Genomic DNA, 22815 nt, shown 5'->3' with positions numbered 1-22815 from the left:
GTAGGCCAGGATCAACGCCATGGACCTCCTGAACACGCTGGTGGACAAGGGACTGCGGCGCGAACTGCCGACCCGCGAAGAAGCACTCGCCGTACTGGCGACCTCGGACGACGATCTGCTCGAAGTGGTGGCCGCGGCCGGAAAGGTGCGCCGTCAGTGGTTCGGGCGGCGCGTGAAGCTGAATTATCTGGTCAATCTCAAGTCCGGGCTCTGCCCCGAGGACTGCTCGTACTGCTCGCAGCGGCTCGGCTCGAAGGCCGAGATCCTCAAGTACACCTGGCTGAAACCGGACGAGGCGTCGCAGGCCGCCGCCGCCGGGGTGGCGGGTGGCGCCAAGCGGGTGTGTCTGGTGGCCAGCGGTCGCGGTCCGACGGACCGGGATGTCGACCGGGTGTCGGAGACCATCGAGGCGATCAAGGAGCGGCACGAGGGCGTCGAGGTGTGCGCCTGCCTCGGTCTGCTGTCCGACGGACAGGCCGACCGGCTGCGGTCGGCGGGCGCCGACGCGTACAACCACAACCTCAACACGTCCGAGGGGACGTACGGGGACATCACCACCACCCACACCTATGCGGACCGGGTGGAGACCGTGCAGCAGGCGCAGGCCGCCGGGCTCTCGGCGTGCTCCGGGCTGATCGCCGGAATGGGTGAGAGCGACGCCGATCTGGTCGATGTCGTCTTCTCGCTGCGCGAGCTCGACCCGGACTCGGTGCCGGTGAACTTCCTGATCCCGTTCGAGGGCACCCCGCTGGCCAAGGAGTGGAACCTCACCCCACAACGGTGTCTGCGCATTCTGGCGATGATCCGGTTCGTCTGCCCGGACGTGGAGGTGCGGCTCGCGGGCGGGCGCGAGGTGCACCTGCGCTCGATGCAGCCGCTCGCGCTGCACCTGGTCAACTCGATCTTCCTGGGCGACTACCTCACCAGTGAGGGACAGGCGGGGCAGGCGGATCTGGACATGATCGCGGACGCCGGTTTCGAGGTGGAGGGAGCGGGGACGACGACGCTGCCTGCGCACCGTGCGCAGGCGGGTGGCGGCTGCGGTTCGCACGACGGCGGGTGTGCACCCTGCGGCGACGCGCCCGCAGATGCCGCTGCCGAGCCGAGCGGGATTCCGGCTGCACGCACGGATCTGGTGGCGGTCCGCCGTCGCGGCGCGGGTACGGATCTCGCCCCCAATGCCTGAGGCCCTCTCCCCGGCCGAACTGCGGTCCCTGGACCGGGACCACGTCTGGCATCCGTACGGCCCGATGCCGGGGCGTCAGGAGCCGCTGGTCGTGGAGTCCGCGTCCGGGGTACGGCTCCGGCTCGCCGAACCGGCCCACGGGCAGCACGAATTGGTCGACGGCATGTCGTCCTGGTGGTCGGCGGTGCACGGCTACAACCATCCGGTGCTCAATGGAGCGGCACGCGGTCAGCTGGACCGGATGAGTCATGTGATGTTCGGCGGGCTCACCCATGAACCCGCCGTGCGGCTGGCCACGCGACTGGTCGAGATCACCCCGGAGCCGCTGCAGCATGTCTTCCTCGCCGACTCCGGGTCGGTGTCGGTCGAGGTCGCGGTGAAGATGTGTCTGCAGTACTGGCGCTCGGTCGGGCGGCCGGCCAAGCAGCGGTTGCTGACCTGGCGCGGCGGCTATCACGGGGACACCTGGCAGCCGATGTCGGTGTGCGACCCCGAAGGTGGCATGCACGAGCTGTGGTCGGGCGTACTGCCCCGGCAGATCTTCGCGGACGAGCCGCCGGCCGGCTTCGACGCGGAGCCGGATGCCGCGTACGTACAACACCTGTGGGAACTGATCGCGGAGCACGCCGACCGGCTGGCCGCGGTGATCGTGGAGCCGGTGGTGCAAGGCGCGGGCGGGATGCGGTTTCACTCCCCCGCCTATCTGCGAGTGCTGCGCGAGGCCTGCGATGCGCATGACGTGCTGCTGGTGTTCGACGAGATCGCCACCGGTTTCGGCCGTACGGGGAAGCTGTTCGCCGCGGAGCATACGGGGATCTCGCCCGACGTCATGTGCGTGGGCAAAGCGCTGACCGGCGGCTATCTGACGATGGCGGCGACGCTGTGCACCTCGCGGGTGGCGGAGGGCATCTCGCGCGGCGATGTGCCGGTGCTGGCGCACGGGCCCACGTTCATGGGTAATCCGCTCGCCTCCGCGGTGGCGTGCGCCTCCATCAACCTGCTGCTCGGCCAGGACTGGGAGAAAGAGGTCGAGCGGATCGGCGGCGGGCTGCGGGACGGTCTCGCCCCGGCGGCGGAGCTGCCCGGGGTACGGGATGTGCGGGTGCTGGGCGCTATCGGCGTCGTACAGCTCGATCACGAGGTGGACATGGAGACCGCGACCCGGGCGGCGGTACGGGAGGGCGTGTGGCTGCGGCCGTTCCGCGATCTCGTCTACACGATGCCGCCGTATGTGACCGGTGACGAGGATGTGGCGCGGATCTGCCGCGCCGTGTGCGCGGCTGCGCGGGAGGGCTGAGATGACGGTTCTGGTGGTGACGGGTACGGGCACGGAGATCGGCAAGACGGTCGTGACCGCGGCCGTGGCGGCGGCGTGCCGGGATCGCAGTGTCGCGGTGCTCAAGCCCGCGCAGACGGGCCTGGCCCCCGGCGAGCCCGGGGATGCCGCAGAGGTGGCACGGCTGGCGGGCGGCCATGTGACCGCGGTCGAACTGGCCCGGTTCCCGGAGCCGTTGGCACCTGCCACGGCCGCCCGCAGGGCAGGTCTCCCGCCGGTACGGCCGTACGAGATCGCCGAGGCGGCCGAGAAGCTGGCGGCTGAACACGATCTGGTGCTGGTCGAGGGTGCGGGGGGACTGCTCGTACGGTTCGACGACGACGGCGCGACCCTGGCCGACGCGGCACGGCTGCTGGGCGCACCGGTCCTGGTCGTGGCGGCGGCCGGACTGGGCACGCTCAATACGACCGCGCTGACCTCGGAGGCCCTGCGGGCCCGGGGGCTGGAGTGCCTCGGTGTGGTGGTGGGCAGCATGCCCGCCGAGCCGGACCTCGCGGCGCGCTGCAATCTGGCGGACCTTCCGGTGGCTGCGGGCGCCCCGCTGCTGGGTGCCGTACCGGCCGGTGCGGGAGCGCTGGCGCCTGCCGACTTCCGTGTCCTGGCCGGGAGTTGGCTGGCGGCGGAACTGGGCGGCAATCGGCCGGCCGATTGAGCGGCTGAGCCGCGCGGGACGGGGGAGAATCGAAGTAGCCGTACCTTTCCGGTCGAGCACCGTGTCGAGGAGGTCCGTCATGCGTCTGCGCAGCACGAAAATCCCGGAGGACGCGGTGCACCACCCCGTCTTCGCCCGGATCTACGCCCGGATGAGCGTGGCCGCGGAGACCGGGGCGGGGCTGGGCGCGCTGCGCTCGGAGCTGCTGGCCGGTATGTCCGGCCGGGTCATCGAGATAGGTGCGGGCAACGGCCTGAACTTCGCGCACTACCCGCCCGCGGTGTCGGAGGTGGTGGCCATCGAACCCGAGCGCAGCCTGCGGCAGTTGGCGGTGCGGTCGGCGCTGCGTGCCGGAATTCCGGTGGATGTGGTGCCGGGCACGGCGGAGGCCCTGCCGGTGAAGAGCGAGGCGTTCGACGGGGCCGTCACATCGCTGGTGCTGTGCACCGTACGGAATGTCGAGCGTTCGCTCGCGGAGATCGTACGGGTGCTGCGGCCGGGCGGCGAGCTGCGCTTCTTCGAGCACGTGCGGGCCGATGACCGGGCCATGGCAGCGACCCAGCGGGCGCTGGACCGTACGGTCTGGCCGCTGGTGACGGGCGGGTGCCACACGGCGCGCGACACCCTGGCCGCCATCGAAAGGGCCGGGTTCACGGTGGAGACCTACCGCAGGGTCAGGATGCCCGACTGGGGAATCCGGCTGCCCACGTCCGCATGTGTGCTGGGCGTGGCGCGGCGGCCGGCCGCGGTCGGCTGACGCATCGGCCACCGCCGCGTACCGGCGGTGTCACAGACTCCACTGGCGCAGTTCGTCGGCGATGACCCGGACGTCCGCCTTGCCCTCCTTCACCAGTCGAGCCAGGTCGCGCACCTGCTCGGGCGAGGTGATGACCTTCAGCCCGGAGGCGACGAGATAGCCGTATGCGACGGCCGAGGAGAACATCGCGTTCGAGTGTTCGAGCGCTGGAACGTGGAGCAGCAACTGCAGAAGGGCAGCTGCCCTGGAGTGCGGGTCGCTGTAGACGGGGCTGCCGAAGATCTCGGCCTCATGACGGGCCACCGCAGCCACGAGCGCACCCCAGTCGACGACCTGCGGATCGCCGGGTGTCTTGTGCTCGGCCACCATGAGCAGCCAGGAAAGGTCGATCTGGAGGTTCAACGCGTGCCTTTGCGCTCCGGGCCGAACTCCTCGGCGAACACCGACTCGTACTGCTTCATGAAGTCGGCCGCGGCTTCGACAAAGGTGTGTCCGACCTCGCCCGCATCCTGTTTCACGAGCTCCTCTATGTAGCGGTTCACACTCATTCCCCTCTGCAACGCGCGCTGTCGCGCGGCCTCGGCGGTGGCCTCGTCCACTCTCACGTTCAGCTGAGTCTTGGGCACAGAAACACGCTAGCGCGGGTGCGCTAGCACCGGCAAGAGGAGCCCTCCGGTGCCCCATACACCGGTCGCCGGTGACCACATGGCGGAATTCGTCCTCCGCATTCTCCGTCGACTCTGCGAGGGCGCCGTCCAGGGCAAGGGGAACGGCACAGCCGGGATGCGGCGGCCCCTCGGAAGCGGATCGCGACGGCCGTGTGCTCCCGCCGGAAAGGCCCTCCCCGGCCTGTCTCGCCTCACGCGCCGTCGTCCTTGCGGTGTTAGAAAGGGCAATGTGGCCAGACGTTTCGGCCGATTCCGGAACGCACCGGTTCGGTCACTCACGGAGAAACACCCCTGGAGCCTCGCCGGGCAGGTCTTCGCCCTGCAGGTGGCTCTGGTGGTGTTCCTCGTGGCGGCCGCGGTGGTGGCACTCCTGCTGCAGTCCCGGCACGACACCAACGCGGAGGCGAGACAGCGTTCGATTGCCGTCGCAGAGACGTTCGCGCACTCACCGGGCATCCTGGCCGCGCTGAAGTCACCCGATCCCTCCAAAGTGCTCCAGCCGCTCACCGAGGCGGCTCGGAAAGCGGCCGGCGTCGACTTCATCGTGGTGATGGACACGAAGGGGATCCGTTACACGCATCCCCAGCCGAGCCGGATCGGGAAGAGGTTCGTCGGCACCATCGGGCCATCGCTGGCCGGCCATGTGTACACCGAGACCGTCAAGGGCCCGCTCGGCCACGAGGTGCAGGCGACCGTCCCCATCTACGGCCTCGGTCACAAGGTCGCGGGCCTGGTGTCGGCCGGCATGAAGGTCGAGAACGTGACCAGCGTGGTGTCCCGGCAGATTCCGATCATCCTCGGCACCGGAGCCGCCGCGCTGGCGGTGGCCACGGCCGGGACGGCGCTGGTGGCCAGACGGCTGCGGCGGCAGACCCACCGTCTGGGCCCCGCCGAGATGACTCGCATGTACGAGCATCACGACGCGGTGCTGCACGCCGTACGCGAAGGCGTGCTCATCGTCGGCAACGACGGTCGGCTGCTGCTGGCGAACGACGAGGCCAGACGGCTGCTGGATCTGCCGCACGACGCCGAGGGGCGGCACGTCTCGGACTTGCCCGGCCTTGATCCCGGCACGGTGGAGCTGCTGACCTCGGGCCGTGCGGCCACGGACGAAGTGCTCCTTGCGGGGGACCGCTTGCTGGTGGTCAACCAGCGGCCCACGGATCGTCACGGTGGCCCCGAGGGGACGGTCGCGACCTTGCGTGACTCCACAGAGCTGCGGACGCTGTCCGGAAGGGCGGAGATCGCCCGCCAGCGGCTGAGACTGCTGTACGACGCCGGGCTCGGCATCGGTACCACCCTCGACGTGGTGAGTACGGCCGAGGAACTGGCGAAGGTCGCGGTCCCCCGGCTGGCCGACTTCGTCACCGTCGATCTGGCCGACCCGGTCCTGCACGGGGACGAGCCGACCAGTACGGGCGCGGACATGCGCCGCACCGCCATCCAGGGCATCCGGGACGACCATCCCCTCTACGAACGCGGCCGCCTGATCGACTTCCTCCCCTCCACGCCGCAGGCACGGGCCCTCGGCAGTGGCCGGCCGGAGCTGGTGCCCGACCTGTCCGCCGCACCCGGCTGGCTCGCCCAGGATCCGGAGCGGACACGCAGGATCGTCGAGTACGGCATCCATTCGCTCATCACAGTGCCTCTCCAGGCGCGGGGCGTCATCATGGGCATGGCCAACTTCTGGCGCTCGGAGAAGCCCCAGCCGTTCGAGGAGGACGACCTGTCCCTGGCCGAAGAACTGGTCGCCCGGGCGGCGGTCAGCATCGACAACGCCCGTCGCTACACCCGCGAGCACGCCATGGCCGTGACTCTGCAGCGCAGCCTGCTCCCGCGGGCCCTGCCCGAGCAGAGCGCCCTCGATGTCGCCCATCGTTACCTGCCCGCGCTCTCCGGGGTGAGTGGCGACTGGTTCGATGTGATCCCGCTCCCGGGCAGTCGGGTGGCGCTGGTCGTCGGGGATGTCGTCGGCCACGGCCTCCACGCAGCCGCCACAATGGGGCGGCTGCGCACGGCCGTGCACAACTTCTCCACGCTCGACCTGCCGCCCAACGAGATCCTCAGCCACCTGGACGACCTGGTAGGGCGCATCGACCAGGAGGAGGTGGAGACGACCGCCGGTGCGGTGATCACAGGCGCCACCTGCCTGTACGCGATCTACGATCCCGTCTCCCGCCACTGCGCCATGGCGCGGGCCGGGCACCCCTTGCCCGCGCTGGTCCAGCCCGACGGCAGTGTGTCGTTCCCCGATCTGCCGGCCGGGCCGCCCCTGGGCCTGGGCGGCATGCCGTTCGAGACCGCGGAACTGGAGCTGGCGGAGGGCGCGCAGCTCGTCCTCTACACCGACGGGCTCATCGAGGACCGCACCCGGGACATCGACGTGGGGATGGAGCTGCTGCGCCAAGCGCTGGCGTCCCATCCCGACCGGCCGCCGGAGGAGAGCTGCCAGGCGGTGCTCGACGAGCTCCTGCCCAGCCGGCCGAAGGACGATGTGGCGCTGCTCATCGCTCGCACACGGGCGATCCCGCCCGACCACGTCGCCGACTGGGACGTGCCGTTCGATCCCGCCGCTGTGGCGGGGATGCGCGCCGCCGCGGCCGAGAAGCTCGACGAATGGGGTCTGTCCGAGCTCGTGTTCGCCATGGAGCTGGTGCTCAGTGAGCTGATCACCAACGCCATCCGCCACGGTTCCGCACCGGTCACGATACGGCTGCTGCGCGACCGCACCCTGACCTGTGAGGTGGCCGACAGCAGCAGTACCTCGCCCCATCTGCGGTATGCCGCGGCGCTGGATGAAGGAGGCCGCGGCCTGTTCCTCGTCGCGCAACTCTCCGAACGCTGGGGCACCCGCTACACCCCCCAGGGAAAGGTCATCTGGGCGGAGCTGGCGCTGCCCCGACCCGATGGGAGCATGGACGGCACGGTGTTCTTGAACATCCTTGACGCGGAACTCTGACGGCCGGATCTGGGCGCGGAAATCGTTCGCCGAGCAGGCCGGCCCTCTGCTTGGCTCGCCCCATGAGTGATCTCCACATCCGCTGCGCCGGCCTCACCGACACCGACCCCGTGTTGCGGTTCTGGCGCGAAGCCGCGGAAGGAACAAGCATCAGCGACGACCACGACGGGGTGGCGCGACTCATCTCAAGGGACCCCGGAGCCCTGCTTCTCGCAGAGCGCGACGGCCTTCTCGCGGGAACCGTCATAGCCGGTTTCGATGGTTGGCGATGCTCCGCCTACCGACTGGCCGTACACCCGGACTGCCGCCGGCAAGGCATCGCCACCGCCTTGATGGCAGCAGCGGAACAGCGGTTCATCTCTCTGGGCGGGCGACGGGTGGACGCCATGGTCCTGGAAGCCAACGAACGGGCGCACCACACGTGGGCTGCGGGTGGCTACCACCGCGAGGATGACTGGCGGCGCTGGGTGAAGCCCCTCACGGACTGACACGATCACCCGAAAGGGCGGACGACTTTGCTGATCCTTTACGATAGGTGGTCTCCTGACCGATTCTTCCGAAAGGTGTGAGCGTCCGCCCATGGGCGAGCCTCCCAGTAGTCGACATCGCCGACATCGAGCGATCCTCCTGCCCCTGCCCGATCATGGGACGGAGGTGAACCGATGACCGAAGTGCTTCTGCTGCTCGTGGCGGTACTGCTCTCGCTCGCCTGCGGCGCCTTCGTCGCTGCTGAGTTCTCTCTGACGACCGTCGAGCGCGGTCAGCTCGAACGGGCCGTGGAGCAGGGTGAGCGCGGCGCGGCGAGCGCCATGAAGGCCGTACGCAGCCTGACCTTCCAGCTCTCCGGCGCACAGCTCGGCATCACCGTCACCAACCTGGTGGTCGGCATGCTCTCCGAACCGTCGATCGCGAAGCTGATCCGCGGTCCGGTGGAGGCCGTGGGCCTGTCCCCCGGCGTGGCGTCCTCCCTGGCCCTCGTCCTGGGAACCGCGCTGTCCACCGTGTTCCTGATGGTCGTCGGCGAACTCGTCCCGAAGAACTGGGCGATCTCCTCCCCGCTCGCCGTGGCGAAGGCCGTGGCGACCCCGCAGCGGGCCTTCACCGCCGTCTTCCGGCCGTTCATCAGCCACCTCAACAACACCGCGAACCGGATCGTGCGCCGCATCGGCCTGGAACCGACCGAGGAACTGGCCTCCGCCCGCAGCCCGCAGGAACTGGTGGCGCTGGCCCGGCACTCGGCCAAGGCGGGCGCACTGGAGGCCGACACCGCGGAACTGTTCGTCCGCACCCTCAATCTGGCGGAGCTCACGGCGGAGAACGTCATGACCCCGCGGGTGCAGGTCACCGCACTCGAGGTGCAGGCGACCGCCGAGGACGTCGCGAACGCCACCCGTGCGACCGGGCTGTCCCGCTTCCCCGTCTACCGGGGCAACCTGGACACCGTCGTCGGCGTGGCACACATCAAGGACGTGCTGGCCATCCCGGCCGAGCAGCGGCCCCGTACACGCGTCGCGGACATGCTGCGCGAGCCCCTGCTCGTACCGGAGACCCTCACCGTGGACCGGCTCCTGGACCGGCTGTCCGGCAAGCTCGCCATGGCCGTGGTCATCGACGAGTACGGCGGGACAGCCGGCGTCGTGACTCTGGAGGACATCGTCGAGGAGGTGGTCGGCGAGGTGCGCGACGAACACGACCCGCACGAGACGCCGGACCTGGCACCGGCGGGTGAGGACGCCGACGGACGGACCCTGTGGTCGGCCGACGGCGCCGCCCGCCTCGATCAGCTGAAGAGAATCGGACTGCGGGTGCCGGACGGACCGTACGAGACGCTCGCCGGACTTGTCGCCACCGAGGTCGGCCGCATCCCTGCCGTCGGTGATTCGATCGAACTGGCCGGCTGGCGGGTCGATGTGGTGGACGCCTCCGGGCGCCGTGCCGCGCGAGCCCTGCTGCATGCGCCGCTGCCCGGCGACGACGAGCAGGCGGAGGAAGCACGATGACCGCCGTCCAGCTCTTCATCGGACTGATGACACTGGTCGTCAACGCCTTCTTCGTCGGTGCGGAGTTCGCGCTGATCTCCGTACGCCGCAGCCAGATAGAACCGGAGGCCGAGAACGGGAACCGGCGGGCGCGAAGCGTCATCTGGGGCCTCGAACACGTATCGGCGCTGCTCGCGGCGGCGCAGCTGGGCATCACGCTCTGCACGCTGGTCCTCGGCATCGTCGCCGAACCGGCCATCGCGCATCTGCTGGAACCCGTCTTCACCGCGGTGGGTGTGCCGCACGGACTGATCCATCCGATCTCGTTCGTGATCGCGCTGTCCGTGGCGACCTATCTGCACATGCTGCTCGGCGAGATGGTGCCGAAGAACATCGCTCTGGCTGAGCCCGTACGGACCGCACTGCTGCTCGGACCGCCGCTGGTGACCCTCGCCAGGGCGCTGCGCCCGGTGATCTTCGCCGTCAACGCCTTCGCCAACGCGCTGCTGAAGCTCCTGCGGGTCGAGGCGAAGGGCGAGGTGTCCGCCACGTTCTCCGACGACGAACTGGCCCGGCTGGTGAAGGACGCCGGGGACGCCGGGCTGGTCGACGACCGCGCGGCCGAGCGGCTGCACCACGCCCTTGAGCTGGGCCGTCGCCCGGTGCGGGATGTGGTGATGCCGGTGGAGCGGGTGGTGTACGCGAGGATCGGGACGACGCCGGAACAGTTGGAGCAGCTCTCGTACGAGACCGGTTTCTCACGTTTCCCGGTGATGGACAGCGAGGAGCGGATCCTGGGTTACCTCCATGTGAAGGACGCCCTGGACGCCGCACCGCGCGATGTGCCGTTCCCCGTGTCGGCAATGCGGCCGATCGCCCGGGTGCGGGCCGCCACACCGCTCGACGACGTGCTGACGGCGCTGCGGCGCAGCCGCACACATCTGGCGGCGGTTCTGGACGAGGACGATCGACTCGCCGGAATGGTCACGATGGAGGATGTGCTGCGCGAACTGGTGGGCCGACCGCAGGCGCGCTGACCGGTGGGCGGGGGCCGCTGGGGGCCGGGTGCGGGTTCCATCGCAGGCAGGCCGACCGGTGGCCGGCGGGGGCGCGGTGCGGGTTCGGCCGCGCCCTCTCGCAGAAGGGGTCGCCACCCGGTGCGGTCAAGCTGACATTCCATGGCAATCAGCACCGCACTATGGTCATTCGCCCTGGTCGTAGGGCTCCTCCCCCTCACTCCGGGCCTCGACGCGGCCCTCATCCTTCGCACCTCGGCGCTCGGTCGCCGCAAGCGTGCACTCGGTGTCGTCCTCGGCATCCAGAGCGGATCCCCGGTCCGGGGCAGGGCGCCCTGACCAATCTCGGTACCTGGCCGACGCCTTCTGGAAAGGGTCGGACCCCACCGCGATACGATCGCATCGCCATGGAAATGAATGCCTCCTACACCAGTCTCGTCACGGTCGGCGACTCGTTCACCGAGGGAATGTCGGACCTGCTGCCCGACGGCTCATACCGGGGCTGGGCAGACGTCCTCGCCGGACGGCTCGCGGTCCGCGCTCCGGGATTTCGGTACGCGAATCTCGCCGTACGGGGCAAGTTGATCGCCCAGATCGTCGACGAGCAGGTTGATGCGGCCGCCGCCATGCAGGCGGATGTCATCACGCTCGTCGGCGGTCTCAACGACACGCTGCGGCCCAAGTGCGACATGGGCGTGGTCCGCGGAAGGCTCGAAGAGGCCGTGGAGCGTCTCGCGCCCTCGTGCAGGAAGCTTGTACTCATGCGCAGCCCCGGTCGCAACGGCCCGGTGATGGAACGTTTCCGTCCTCGGATGGAGGAGTTGTTCTCCCTGGTCGACGAGTTGGCTGCCCGCCACGGAGCGTCGGTCGTCGATCTGTACGGAGCACCGGCCCTGGGCGATCCCCGTCTGTGGGACGTCGACCGGCTGCATCTGACGGCCGACGGCCACCGCCGGGTGGCGGAGGCGGTCTGGCAGACGCTGGGGATGCCACCGGAGAACGACTGGCGGACGCCGCTCCCTGCCGCCGTGCCCCCGAAATGGGCGATACGACGCGTCGACGACCTCCGCTTCGCCCGCCGGCACCTCATACCGTGGATCGGCCGCCGTCTGACCGGCCGTTCGTCCGGAGACGGGCGGACGGGCGCCCAGTACAGCGCCGAACTGGGGAGAGCGTTCTGGGTCACCCCCGTGGATGCCCGTGACCCCGGCCCGGTGGCGACGTGGCGCCAGGTGGATGTGACTCCGCTCTCGTAGCAACCCACAAGCCGGACCGCGGCGCCGGCCTGCACAAGCCGCTTCCGCACCCCGCTCCAGGGGCTTCACCTCCACCCCGCGCCCGCCTACTACGGGGCGGCTTCTTCCACAACAACATCTTCTGACCCGCCGACCACACCAAGCGGCCTGGGTGAGCTGCGAGCAGACGGACGCCGCCCGATGACCTTCGGCATCCCGGCGTGCGCGCCACACGGCGCCGAGCCGGCCACCGGCTCGGGCGGCCGCCACTCCCCTGGGAACGGACATGCCCTTCCTCACCGTCGGTGAAGAGAACGCGGCGCCGGTTCGGCGGGGGCGTCTGGGGCCGCCGTAGGCCGGGGCGGACGGGCCGCACTCCTGCGCACCGGTCGGGGCAGGTTCGGCGGCCTGACGCCACATCAACGAACTGGGCCGGTGTGACGGCCGCTTCTTTCCTCACGGCGCCCTGCGCTGTTCCGGTACTACACAGCACCGGACGCGCCCGTCCGCTCCCGCGATTTCTGCCTATTTTTCTGCCTGGAGACAGAAGCGGTCCGCTGCTTGGCTGTTCGGTGCGGGCGGGAACCCGGGCCTCGCCGAAGCGGTCCGGTTGCGCTCCAGCGAGGTCGCTGCCCGTACGACGAGCCGTCCGGCCCTGCCGGGCACCGGCTGCCGCCTTCCGGGGAGGTGCAGCCGTCCGTCCTGTTCCCGTCCATTGCAGCCCCGGAGCCACCTCCCCTGAGCGGAGAGCAACTTGAGCTTGGTGTTGACGACCGCCTCCGTGCCGGACCGGGACAAGGTCGCGTACTGGAACGATGCGGTGAGCAGGACGCTGGTGCCGATGACGGTCGCCCCGCGGGGCGACGGCCCGTTCGACGGCCGGATCGCCACCGCCCGCCTCGGATATCTCCAGGTCTCCACCATGGAGGCCGACGCGGAGCGGGTCAGCCGCACCCCGGCACTGATCGCCCGATCGTCCGAGGCACTGGTGGCGTTCGGTGTCCAGATATCTGGCACGGCCACCTTCATCCAGGACGGCCGGCGGGCCGAGGTGGGCAAGGGAGACCTGGTGGTGTACGACACGACCCGGCCGTACTCCTTCGACTATCCGCAGCGGTTCGCCACGCACGTCTTCCAACTGCCCCGCCGCACTCTGGGCGTGCCGGAGAGCGACATCCGGCAGGTCACAGGCAACGCCATCGGCACCGGGGACGGCTTCGGCGCGATGCTGCTCCCGTTCCTGGCCACCCTGGCCTCCTCGGCCGACGACTACCCGCCGGCCGTCGCGAACCGGCTGGCCGGCAATGTCGTCGACCTGTTCGCCACCCTGATCGCCGAGCGGGCCCACCCGGGCGGCACGGGCGCGGACACCGCCCGCAGCCACCTGCTGCTGCGCGTCCGCGACCACATCAACCGGAACCTGGGCGACCCGGACCTGTCGCCGGAGAGCATCGCCCGGACGCACCGGATCTCCGTCCGGTACCTGCACCGGCTGTTCGAAGGCGAGGGGACCACCGTCGGCCGACTCATCCAGCAACGGCGCCTGGAGGAGTGCGGCCGGGAACTGTCCTGCCGCGGCAGGACAGCCCCCACCGTGTCCGCCGTGGCCCAGCGGTGGGGCTTCGTCAACCCCGCCCACTTCAGCCGGACCTTCCGCGCCACCTACGGCGTCTCCCCCCGTGAATGGCGCAACTTGCGCACCGCCCAGGACGACGTCGGACAGTCTCCGGCGGGCACGCCGGCGCCGTGGTCCACGGTGGCCGATCGGCCGGGGACTGACCTCCCACATTCCAGGGGGTAGGGTGCCCGCTCGGAGCCGTGCGGCCGCCCTGGGCCAGTGCCCCGGCCCGGCAGCCGCAGCATCGCTTTCTGCCTCTCGACCAGGCACCCCATGCAGCGAACAACCCTTTCCCTTCAAGTTCCCTTGACCCTCGGCAGGAGACCGTGTGACCGACTTCGCCCCTTCGCCCCTTCGGCACCCGGTCCTGGACCACTCCACCCGGGCGTTCGTGGACAGGCACACCTGCCCACCGTGGGCGCGCGACCCGGACCTGGAACAGGTCCGGCTGGACCTGGCCCGTCTGCAGGGCGAGGACGACCTGCTCGACGCGGAGGCCACCTCCACCGAGTGGTTCGCACTGCCGGGCGGGCCGACCGGTCACGTACGGGTGAGAGTGGTCAGGCCCGCCGACAGCGTCGGCAAGATCCCCGTCGTGCTGTTCCTGCACGGGCTGGGCTGGGTCCTGGGTGATGCCGGCACCCATGAGCGCCTGGTGCGCGCGTTCGCCCTCGGTACGGACGCGGCCGTGGTCTTCGTCGAGTACGAGCGCGCCCCCGAGGCGCGGTATCCGGTCGCCATCGAGCAGTGTTACGCGGTCGCGAAGTGGATCTGCGAGCGAGGCGGCGAAATCGGTCTGGACGGGAGCCGGATGGCCGCCGTGGGCGACTCGGCCGGCGGCAACCTGGTGGCGGCGCTGACCCTGCTCGCAAAGGAGCGCGGCGGGGTGCGGTTGCTGCAGCAGGTGCTGCTCTGCCCGGTCACCGACGCCGACTTCGACACCCCCTCGTACCAGCAGTTCGCCCAGGGCTACTTCCTCGGCCGCGAGACGATGCGCTGGTTCTGGGACCAGTACCTGCCCGACGCACGGCAGCGCAGCGAGGTCACCGCATCACCGCTGCAGGCAACCCTGGAGCAGCTCACCGGACTCCCCCCGGCGCTGGTGGTCACCAGCGAGGCCGACGTGGTACGCGACGAGGGTGAGGCCTACGCGGCGAAGCTCCGGGCGGCCGGCGTTGCGGTGGTCTCCATGCGGTACCACGGGACGATCCACGGCTTCATGGTGCTCGATCCGCTGCGCGCCACGGACGCCGCCCGCGCAGCCCTCATCCAGGCCCTCGACACTGTGCATGTCGCCCTGCACCGGCACCGCGGCTGATTCCTTCCGCTCCGGGACAGGTAGACGGAGGTGCGCACAGAGCACATCCCCCGTGCGCGAGCAGGCAGGCGCCTGCGCCCGTACCGGGTCGGCTTGGGGTGCGGCTGCGGGACGGAGAACGGACCGGTACGAGCCGCAGCACACGCCCGAGAGCGAGGAAGACGACGGGGGAACCCTTCAGGACCGTGGTTGTTCATGCCGGGCCTCAGCCAGCCGTCGTCGACACGCCTGCCAGCGGACCGTCTCGCCGACGCGACCCGACGGTCGCTGGAGGACCGATCGCCCCGCCCCGTCGACGTCCAGGTCGTCGAGCTGCGCGAGCTGGCTGTCGACATCGTTCACAACCTGGTAACCGGATTTCCCTGCCCCGCGCTGCGCGCGGCGGTGGGGGCGGTGACCGGCGCGGACGGCGTCATCGCCGCGACGCCGATCTTCAGCGCCTCGTACAGCCTGCCGGCATCGGGGCACATCTGACCGCCCCGGCACCGCTTCAACGCTGCGGCCGGTCCGCTCTGCGCAGGAAAGCACCGCTTGCCGGACGGCCGCCCGCGTCGGCGGACGGTCGCGCAAGGCCGTGAGTGACACGAAGTCATGGACCAGGCCGGGAAACAGGCCGCGACGCAGCGCAGCTGATCGATACTGCTTCCCCTCGTCCCACGTCACGTCGGCCTCCGCCGTGATCACCAGGGCCGGCGGCAGCCCCGTGGGATGCCGAACCCAGGGCATGTCACGGCGGCGGGCGTTGCTCACTCGGCGGGGAGCGAGTCCAGGAGCTTCTGTGCGGTCTTCAGGTCTTTGCTGTCGGCCGCGTCGCCGAAAGCGAGGGCCTGACGGAGGCAGGAGCGGGCTTCCTCGGTTTCTCCCAGTTCGATCAGGGCCTCTCCCAGATGCAGTAGCGTGCTGCCCTCTATGTGGGGAATGCCGATGCGGTTGGACTGGACCACAGCATTGCGATAGTGGTCGGCGGCCTCGCGCCACCGCCGCAGGACGGCGTGGCCGCGACCAAGTGCGCGGGTCGTGTTGGCACGGTAGATATCGGCGAGGTGCCCGCTCACCGGACAGTCGGGCGCATCCAGGAAGGCGATGATGCGCTTGTGCTGGATCAGGGCTTCCTCGGCACGGCCGAGCAGGCGCAGGGAGGATCCGTGGGTGAACATGGCACCCAGCCAGCCCTCGCGGTCGTCGGCCTCTTCGTACAGGTCTATGGAGGCGAGCGACTTGTCGGCGGCCTCCTGGACCTCGCCGAGCTCCGCTTGGGCCCATGCTGCTTGCGCCAGTGCCGAGGCTTGCTGGGAAGCGTCCTGGGCGCGGCGGGCGCAGTCCAGCGCTTCACCGGCCCGTTCGATGGCCTCCCGGTACCGGGACTCGCAGGAGAGGGCCCAGGAGTACATGTTGAGGTGGAAGGCCTGCATGTACGGGTCGTCAAGTGCGGTAGCGGCCTCGCTGGCCAAGCGGAAGACTTCGGGCCAGTGTCCCCAGTGGACCCACAGGTCGCAGAACCATTCCATGGCATAGGCGGTCTCCACGACCCGGGTGTGCTCACCCCTGTGGGCGGCGCTGCGCAGCGCGGCGAGCCAGGCGGGGGCTTCGCTCTGGAGCCAGGCACGGGCCTGCTCGGCACTCTCCAGCGGGACCAGGCCCTGCCAGGAGGACGACGGCGCCCCGTACTTGGGCTTGTACCAGCGGCCAGCGATCACAGCCGTCTCCAGCAGCCAGGTGCGCAGCCGGTCGTCGGCCGCTTCCTGCTCGCCGGGTTCCGCCTCGCGGGACAGCCGGGCGCGAGCGAAGAGCCGCAGCAGGTCGTGCAGCTGGTAGCGGCCGGTGAAGGTGGCTTGGAGCAGCCCGGCCTCGACCAGCTCCTCCATCACATCCTCGGCCTCGAAGACGCCGGTCGAGGTCAAAGCGGCTCCGTAGGCGGCGGTCATGTCCGGCCCCGGAACCAGGCTCAGCAGCCGCAGCATGCGTCCGGCCTGGCCGGTCAGCTGCCGGTAGGACAGTTCGAATGCCGCCTCCACCCGCACATCGCCGGCAGCGAGCGCGCCCAGTCTGCGTTCTTCGTCGGCCAGGCGGCGGACCAGGTGGTCAACGCTCCATCCAGAACGGACCGTCAGCCAGTTTCCCGCCACCCGCAAGGCCAACGGCAGTCGCCCGCAAAGCTCCGCCACCTGCGCCACAGCCTCAGCTTCCGCGCCCGCCCGCTCCTCGCCCAGGATCCGGCGCAGCAGCTCGACCGCCTCGTCCTGTGCCATCTCCGACAGCGCCAGGCGGTCGACATCCTCCAGCCCGGTCAACGGCCGCCGGCTGGTGACCAGCACCAGACTCCGCCCGCCCGCGGGCAGCAGCGCACGGACCTGCCCCTCGTCGCGGGCGTTGTCCAACACCACCAGGCACCGGCGCTCACCCAACAGCGCCCTCAGCAGCCCCGCGCGGCCCTGCGGATCCTCCTGCGCCAGCCGCCGGTCCGACACCCCAAGGGCCTTCAGCAGCTTCAGCAGCGCCTCGCCCGGGTCCACGGGGCCTTCCACCCCGTGCAGGTCCACCACGAAGCACCCGTCAGGGAACTCCTCCGCCAGATCCGCTGCCGCCTTCAGCACCAGCGTCGTCTTCCCGCACCCCGGAGGACCCGAGACGACCGACACCGACACCCCCACGCCGGCGCAGGCCCGTTCCGCCGCCTCCCTCAGCCGGGCCAACTCCGGGCCGCGCCCCGTGAAGTCCCCCACCGATCGCGGCGGCACAGCCGTCCCCGTCACCGCACGCGTCGGACGCGCCGCCCGCGCCGCCCGCGCCGCAGCCAACAACGCCTCCCGCTCCGCATCCGCAAGCCCCAGCCCCTCCGCCAGCGCCACCACCGTACGCCGCTGCGGAACCCGACTGCGCCCCCGCTCCATATCGCCGATCGCCCGGACACTCACACCCGACGCCTCAGCCAACTCCTCCATCGTCAAACGGCACTGCTGCCGCAGACCACGCAGAGCAACCCCGAACGGCTTCTCCCCGGCCACAAAATCCTCCCTTTCCTCCCCCGGCGGAAGAATACGGCGTGCTTCTCCGGGCCCAGCCTCAGGGCGGCGGCAACAGCCGCCCCGCCTGTGGACGCCGCGATGTCGACCAGTGCCGCGCCGGCGGTCGACTTCAGCACGGTGCGCACGGAGTCCGGAAGGCAACGGTGCCGGGGAATCACCATCACAGCGCAGCTCCGCGGGCAGCGGGGCCGGCGGCCCGTCCGGGACGCTGACGTGCACTGTCGCCATGCACGTGACCGAGGAAAGAGGCTGGATCATTTCATTCCCCAACAATGACTGCAGAAGCGAATTTCCTGCGAACAGCCCTAAAACCCCACAGCGCGTACATGTTGTCGCGGAATGCATGGAATATGGCATGAGAAAGAACCGAGCACCGGCTTCAGGTATCGGTGATCCCCGTGGGGGGACGGGGTGTACGGTGTCACGCCTTGGGAGTCGCGCCATTTACGGGGGGACATCCCGTAGGCGGCCCGGAACACCCGGCTGAAATGGGTGGCACTGGTGAAACCCCATCGGTGCGCCACCGCGGCGATCGTGGAGCCGTTGGCGCGGCGCGCCAGATCGCGCCCGCACTCCTCCAGACGACGCCTTTGGATCCACCTGCCGACAGTGGCGTCTTCGCTCTCGAACAGCTTGTGCAGGTAGCGCAGGGATATGTGGTGGGCTTGGGCGACGGCCTGCGGGGTCAGATCGGGGTCCGAGAGGTGACGGTCGATGAACTCCTGAATTCGCAACAGCAGTGCCCGGTTCCCGCTGGGCGTGTCCATGGTCGTCCGGCCGAGCCGCTCGTCGGCCAGCACGCCGAGCAGGTCCACGACGTTACGGGCCATCAGCTCGCCGATGCGTGGCGGGTAGGTTCCCGCGCCGTCCACGAGCCCGGCCAGGAAGGGCGAGAGCAGACCGCCGAGGGGCGTGTCGGGGCCGAGCGGGGCTGCCGTGACGTGAGCCACATCGGACTCGCTCGGGCCCAGAACGTCTCTCGGCAGGACGAGGGACTTCGTCCGGAAGGGCTGGGGAAAGTTCAGCCGTAGGGGACGCGCCATGTCGTAGACGAAAATGTCCCCTGGCCCAATGAGCGCTTCACGGCCGTCCTGCTCGATTCGGGCGACTCCTCTGTCCAGCAGTGTGATCACAACGTACCCGTCTTCGTGGTCCTGCGCGACGAGTTGGCGAGTTCGCAGGGCGGACAGGCAGTCGCCGTCCACGGTGACTGCCTGGAGCCGGCCGAGCGGTGTCATACGGATCGTGCCGGAACACACCTCATCGGGAGCGGTCATGTCCACGGCGCCGAACGTCCGGGACAAGGCTTCGCGCCAGTACGCCCGTCTGCGGTGGACGGGCGGCGAGTCGATGGTGTGGAGGCTGCCGGGGATGCTCACGTCGTCTTGGACAAGTGCGGCAGGCGTCATCAGATCCGTCCCTCCTCTTTGAGGCAGGGCTTCACGCGAATACGTCCGTCTTTGGTGGGCTGGTGCCGAATCCGTGGTGTGGAGGTGCCCGAGAGCTGCCCGGGCTCCGGTCTCGATGAATCCCACGACATGATCTCCGCCCTTCAGCCGGTGTGCTTTCTGAAACACCGTGCCAGCGGGCCTGGGGCAGCACATCGCGTGAATCCGCTAGATCCGGGATGCAGGACTGAGACAAAGAGGTCTGTTCTCGCGGCCAGGGGCGATGTCCAGCTCAGTCCCTCGACGGTGGGTTCAACAGCTGAAACCTGCGATGACCGTCCGCAGGTCGACTACGGACCGGACGGAGACGGGACCGCCCCTCACTACTTGATGGCTCCGCTGCTGGCACAGGCGGCAACGTAGCGCTGAGCGACGACGAGTAGTGCGGCGGCGGGGATGGACGCCATGACTGCGGTGGCCATGATGGCGTTCCACTGGTTCGTGTGAGCACCGATGTATTGGTAGATGCCCAGGGTGATCGGCCGTACGGTCTCCGTGGTGGTCAGCGTGAGAGCGAAGAGGAAGTCGCTCCAGGTGAAGAGGAAGGCGAAGACGGCCGCAGTGATCAATGCGTTCCTGCTCACCGGGAGCACCACGGAGCGGAAGGTACGCAGCTTCCCGGCGCCGTCCACTCGCGCGGCATCGATGATCTCCCTGGGAATGCTCTGCATGAACGAACGCATGATGATGATCGCGAAGGGGACCCCGGCGGTGGAGTCGGCGAGGATCAGCCCGAGGTAGGAGTTCAGGAGTCCCAGGTCGTTGTAGGCGCTGTAGAGCGCGTTGGCCACGACGATGCTCGGCACCATCTGTGTGATCAGGATGCCGAAGAGCACGAGGTTGGTTCCTCGGATGGGGAAGCGGGCCAGCGCGTAGGCCGCTGGGGCGGCTAGCCCGAGGCTGAGGGCGACGCTGCCGAGGGCTACGACAAGGCTGGTGACGAGGTTGCGTCCCTGATCGCGCAGTGCGGTGGCGTAACCACTGAAATCCGGATGGAAGGGGAACCAGCCTCCCTGCAGTGTGTTGCCGGCCGGCTGGAGGGAGGCATTCACCATCCAGTAGCAGGGAAACAGCATCAGCGCGAGCAGGACGATCCCGACGATGGTGGCCGGCCAGCCACGGTTGGATGCGCGCTTCACGGGATCGCCTCTCAGACGTTCCGGGCGCGACGGTTGGCGCGCAGGTAGACGACGGCGAAGGCGAGCGAGATGACGATAAGTACGTTGCTCATTGCGGCACCGCGCCCGAACTCGAAATGCTGAAAGGACAGTTCGTAGGATTGGGTGGCGATGGTCTCTGTGGCGTTGGCCGGTCCTCCGCCCGTCACTACGAGGATGATGTCCAGCACCTTGACCGTGTAGACCACGCCAAGCACCAGCACGACGCTCACCACGGGCCGCAGCAGTGGCCAGGTGACATAGCGGAACGACGTCACTGGGCCGGCGCCGTCCAGCCTCGCCGACTCGTACAGGTGCGTCGGGATGTCCTGCAGGCCGCCGTACAGGATCGCGGTGTTGAAAGGGATTCCGACCCAGATGTTGATGAGGATCACCGACACGAGCGCCTGTGAGGTGCCGGTGAGCCAGGGGATCCCGGACGACGAGAGATGGAGGTGGCGCAATGCGTCGTTGACGACTCCCGTGTCGGGGGCGAGCATCCACCTCCACGTGGTTCCGGAGACGACCAGCGGCAACAGCCACGGCAGCAACAGGAGCGATCGCAGAACGCGGCCGAGCGGGAAGCGCCGCTGGAAGAACAGGGCGAAGGCCAGACCGAGCACGAACTGCCCCAGTATCGAACCAGCGGTGAACAGGGCCGTGTTCAACAGGGCCTTGGAAAACAGGTCCGACGACAGGATCTTTGCGTAGTTCTGCGGCCCCACGAACGGCGCGGCACCGGTGTAGAAAGTCGTGGTCGTGTACTGCTGAAAGCTCATCGCGATGTTCTTGACGATCGGGTAGCCGAAGAACAGCAGCAGGTATGCAGCGGCGGGCACGATGAACATCCACTGGGTCAGCGGCTCCCAGAAGCGTGCCCGGGCCACGGCCCGGTCCCTGCTGTGCGCGTCCTCGACCTCCTCCGCCGCACCGGTGGCGGGCGCCCCCGCGGCGACGGCGCCGTCGTCCTGCCAGGTACTCATCCGGAGGGTCGGGGACGCGTCAGTCAGCGGTCGCGATCTGCTGCGCATGCCTGAGGGCTTCCTCCGGTGTCTGCTCGCCCGTCAGCGCGGACTGGATCGCGGTGTATATCCCGGTCGCTGCCTTGGGCCACTTGACGCCGAGCTCGCTGGTACGGGCCCGGGCCGCTTCAACACTCTTGATGAAGGCAGCCATCGAAGGGACCTGCTCTGCATACTGGGCGGCCACCGCGGAGCGGGAGGGCACGGTGAAGTGCTGCTTGGCCAGGGCGAGCATGTTCGGGGAGTTGTTCAGGCAGGCGAGGACCTGGGCGGCCTTCTCCTGCCGGGCCTTGGAAGCGCTCTGCGGGACCGTCCACACCTCACCGCCGAGCGGTGTGACAGGGGTCTGCCCCGTCCGGGGGACGGGGACGGGGGCCACCCCCCAGTGCAGGTTCTTGTCCTTGTTCAGGGCAGGGATCCGCCAGGGGCCGTTGATCATCATGGCTGTCTTGCCGGCGACGAACTGATCGTGGACGTCGGCCTGTGTCCAGTTCAATACCGACTTCGACATGGATCCGTTCTTCACCAGGTCGACCCACAGCTGAAGTGCCTGCGCGGCCTGCGGGGTGTCCAACTGCTTCTCGTCCCCGCCGTTGGACCACAGAAAGGGCAGGAACTGCCAGCTGCCCTCAAAAGTGGCGTTTGCGTCGACCGCCATGCCGTAGCGCCCCGGGCGGGTCAGCTTGGCCGCCGCTGCCTTCAGCTCGTCCCAGGTCCTCGGCACGGAGACACCGGCCTTGGAGAGCATGTCCTTGTTGTAGAAGAGAGCGACCGTGCTGACGTCAGGCGCCAGTCCGTACACCTTTCCCTTGTAGGTGCCCGCCGACAGGATGCCCTTGGCGAAGCCGCTGGAGTCGATGCCGTACTGGTCCAGCGGGGTCAGCGCGCCGGTCTGTGCGATCTGCTGCATGTCGGGGTTGTCCAGCATCAACAGGTCGGGGAGGGTCCGCGACGAAGCCTGCTGCAGGACCTTGGGGATGAGTGACGCCCCCGGAACGCTTGTGTGCTCGACCCTTACGCCGGCGGTCTTGCCGCAGGCGGTGAGCACCTCGCCCCATTGGGTGTGTTCGGGTTCGTCGGTGTAATAGTCGAGTGCCGTGATGGAGACGACCTTGCCGGTGGCGGACCCACCACCGGTTCCGGCACCGCACCCGGTGGCAGCCAGTACCAGGACGAGGGTTGCGGTCAAGAGGGCGGCGATCCGCCGCGCCGGCGGTCTGGCCGGTGAGATCATGCTGGCGCCTTTACCGAGTGATGTCTGTGGCCGGGGCCGATGTCGGGAGGGTGAGCGGACTCCGGGGTGCCGTCAAGACGGCCCATACCGGCATCTTCCGTTCGAACGCATGTTATAGGGTCCTGGGCGGCCGACTGCGTGGAGCATTCGGAAGATCGGCTTCCCTAGGACGTGGCGGCGGCCCCGGGGACACGAAGACGTGTG

The 22815-nt window shown here is 69.3% G+C and carries 19 protein-coding genes and 1 pseudogene; 13 read left to right on the top strand and 7 right to left on the bottom strand.

Annotation, left to right across the window (positions count from 1 at the left end; genetic code table 11):
* Positions 1-19: 19 nt before the first annotated feature.
* The 4 genes from bioB (at position 20) to NRF20_RS37650 (ending at position 3931) form a co-directional block, all read left to right on the top strand.
* Positions 20-1186 carry a biotin synthase BioB gene (gene bioB / locus NRF20_RS37665; protein ID WP_398630779.1) on the top strand — a complete coding sequence of 389 codons (1167 nt, stop codon included), beginning with the start codon at positions 20-22 and terminating at the stop codon, positions 1184-1186.
* Positions 1179-2483 (top strand): adenosylmethionine--8-amino-7-oxononanoate transaminase, encoded by a 1305-nt coding sequence (locus tag NRF20_RS37660; protein ID WP_398630778.1) that lies wholly within the window; start codon positions 1179-1181, stop codon positions 2481-2483. The genes bioB and NRF20_RS37660 overlap by 8 nt, the downstream gene beginning before the upstream one ends.
* A gap of 1 nt (position 2484) precedes the next feature.
* Positions 2485-3174, top strand: coding sequence for a dethiobiotin synthase (gene bioD / locus NRF20_RS37655; RefSeq protein ID WP_398630777.1), 690 nt, complete (start codon positions 2485-2487; stop codon positions 3172-3174).
* Positions 3175-3253: 79 nt separating this feature from the next.
* A complete protein-coding gene (locus tag NRF20_RS37650) occupies positions 3254-3931 on the top strand; it encodes a class I SAM-dependent methyltransferase (RefSeq protein ID WP_266363634.1) in 678 nt (225 codons plus the stop codon).
* Between the two features lie 30 nt (positions 3932-3961).
* Here the strand turns inward: NRF20_RS37650 and NRF20_RS37645 are convergent, their stop codons facing one another.
* Positions 3962-4333, bottom strand: a complete 372-nt coding sequence (locus tag NRF20_RS37645) for a fic family toxin-antitoxin system, toxin component (RefSeq protein ID WP_114243309.1) — start codon at positions 4331-4333, stop codon at positions 3962-3964.
* Complete coding sequence (locus NRF20_RS37640) at positions 4330-4557, bottom strand: hypothetical protein (RefSeq protein ID WP_030921856.1); 228 nt, start codon at positions 4555-4557, stop codon at positions 4330-4332. Before NRF20_RS37640 ends, NRF20_RS37645 begins: the two co-directional genes overlap by 4 nt.
* Before the next feature lie 271 nt (positions 4558-4828).
* Here NRF20_RS37640 and NRF20_RS37635 point away from each other — a divergent pair, with 271 nt between their 5' ends.
* The 9 genes and pseudogenes from NRF20_RS37635 to NRF20_RS37595 form a co-directional block, all read left to right on the top strand.
* Complete coding sequence (locus NRF20_RS37635) at positions 4829-7558, top strand: SpoIIE family protein phosphatase (RefSeq protein ID WP_398630775.1); 2730 nt, start codon at positions 4829-4831, stop codon at positions 7556-7558.
* 62 nt (positions 7559-7620) lie between these two features.
* On the top strand, positions 7621-8046 hold the full coding sequence (locus NRF20_RS37630) for a GNAT family N-acetyltransferase (protein WP_398630774.1): 426 nt from the start codon (positions 7621-7623) through the stop codon (positions 8044-8046).
* Positions 8047-8220: 174 nt separating this feature from the next.
* A complete protein-coding gene (locus NRF20_RS37625; protein ID WP_413754016.1) occupies positions 8221-9558 on the top strand; it encodes a hemolysin family protein in 1338 nt (445 codons plus the stop codon).
* The gene (locus tag NRF20_RS37620) at positions 9555-10574 is read left to right on the top strand and encodes a hemolysin family protein (protein ID WP_398630773.1); all 1020 of its coding nucleotides are present in this window, start codon (positions 9555-9557) and stop codon (positions 10572-10574) included. Before NRF20_RS37625 ends, NRF20_RS37620 begins: the two co-directional genes overlap by 4 nt.
* 141 nt (positions 10575-10715) lie before the next feature.
* Complete coding sequence (locus tag NRF20_RS37615) at positions 10716-10892, top strand: hypothetical protein (RefSeq protein WP_398630772.1); 177 nt, start codon at positions 10716-10718, stop codon at positions 10890-10892.
* A 68-nt stretch (positions 10893-10960) separates the two neighbouring features.
* Complete coding sequence (locus NRF20_RS37610; protein ID WP_398630771.1) at positions 10961-11809, top strand: SGNH/GDSL hydrolase family protein; 849 nt, start codon at positions 10961-10963, stop codon at positions 11807-11809.
* 733 nt (positions 11810-12542) lie between these two features.
* Positions 12543-13589, top strand: a complete 1047-nt coding sequence (locus tag NRF20_RS37605) for a helix-turn-helix domain-containing protein (protein ID WP_413754015.1) — start codon at positions 12543-12545, stop codon at positions 13587-13589.
* Positions 13590-13734: 145 nt separating this feature from the next.
* Entirely contained in the window at positions 13735-14724 is a 990-nt protein-coding gene (locus NRF20_RS37600) for an alpha/beta hydrolase (protein ID WP_398630769.1), read from the top strand.
* 195 nt (positions 14725-14919) lie between these two features.
* Positions 14920-15174 (top strand): annotated as a pseudogene (locus NRF20_RS37595) (NAD(P)H-dependent oxidoreductase); the annotation flags it as partial.
* A 296-nt stretch (positions 15175-15470) separates the two neighbouring features.
* Here the strand turns inward: NRF20_RS37595 and NRF20_RS37590 are convergent.
* From NRF20_RS37590 to NRF20_RS37570, 5 genes are all read right to left on the bottom strand, one after another.
* Complete coding sequence (locus tag NRF20_RS37590; protein ID WP_413754014.1) at positions 15471-17729, bottom strand: helix-turn-helix domain-containing protein; 2259 nt, start codon at positions 17727-17729, stop codon at positions 15471-15473.
* Positions 17730-18055: 326 nt separating this feature from the next.
* The gene (locus NRF20_RS37585; protein ID WP_413754013.1) at positions 18056-19159 is read right to left on the bottom strand and encodes a helix-turn-helix domain-containing protein; all 1104 of its coding nucleotides are present in this window, start codon (positions 19157-19159) and stop codon (positions 18056-18058) included.
* A gap of 362 nt (positions 19160-19521) precedes the next feature.
* On the bottom strand, positions 19522-20337 hold the full coding sequence (locus NRF20_RS37580) for a carbohydrate ABC transporter permease (protein WP_398630766.1): 816 nt from the start codon (positions 20335-20337) through the stop codon (positions 19522-19524).
* Between the two features lie 11 nt (positions 20338-20348).
* Entirely contained in the window at positions 20349-21338 is a 990-nt protein-coding gene (locus NRF20_RS37575) for a carbohydrate ABC transporter permease (protein WP_398630765.1), read from the bottom strand.
* Between the two features lie 19 nt (positions 21339-21357).
* Entirely contained in the window at positions 21358-22566 is a 1209-nt protein-coding gene (locus NRF20_RS37570; protein ID WP_398630764.1) for an extracellular solute-binding protein, read from the bottom strand.
* Positions 22567-22815: the final 249 nt, after the last annotated feature.

Source organism: Streptomyces sp. R-74717 (genome assembly GCF_047305335.1).
Lineage (GTDB): Bacteria > Actinomycetota > Actinomycetes > Streptomycetales > Streptomycetaceae > Streptomyces > Streptomyces atratus.
Note: the sequence above shows the minus strand (reverse complement) of the source record. Positions and strands in the feature narration are given on the sequence as shown.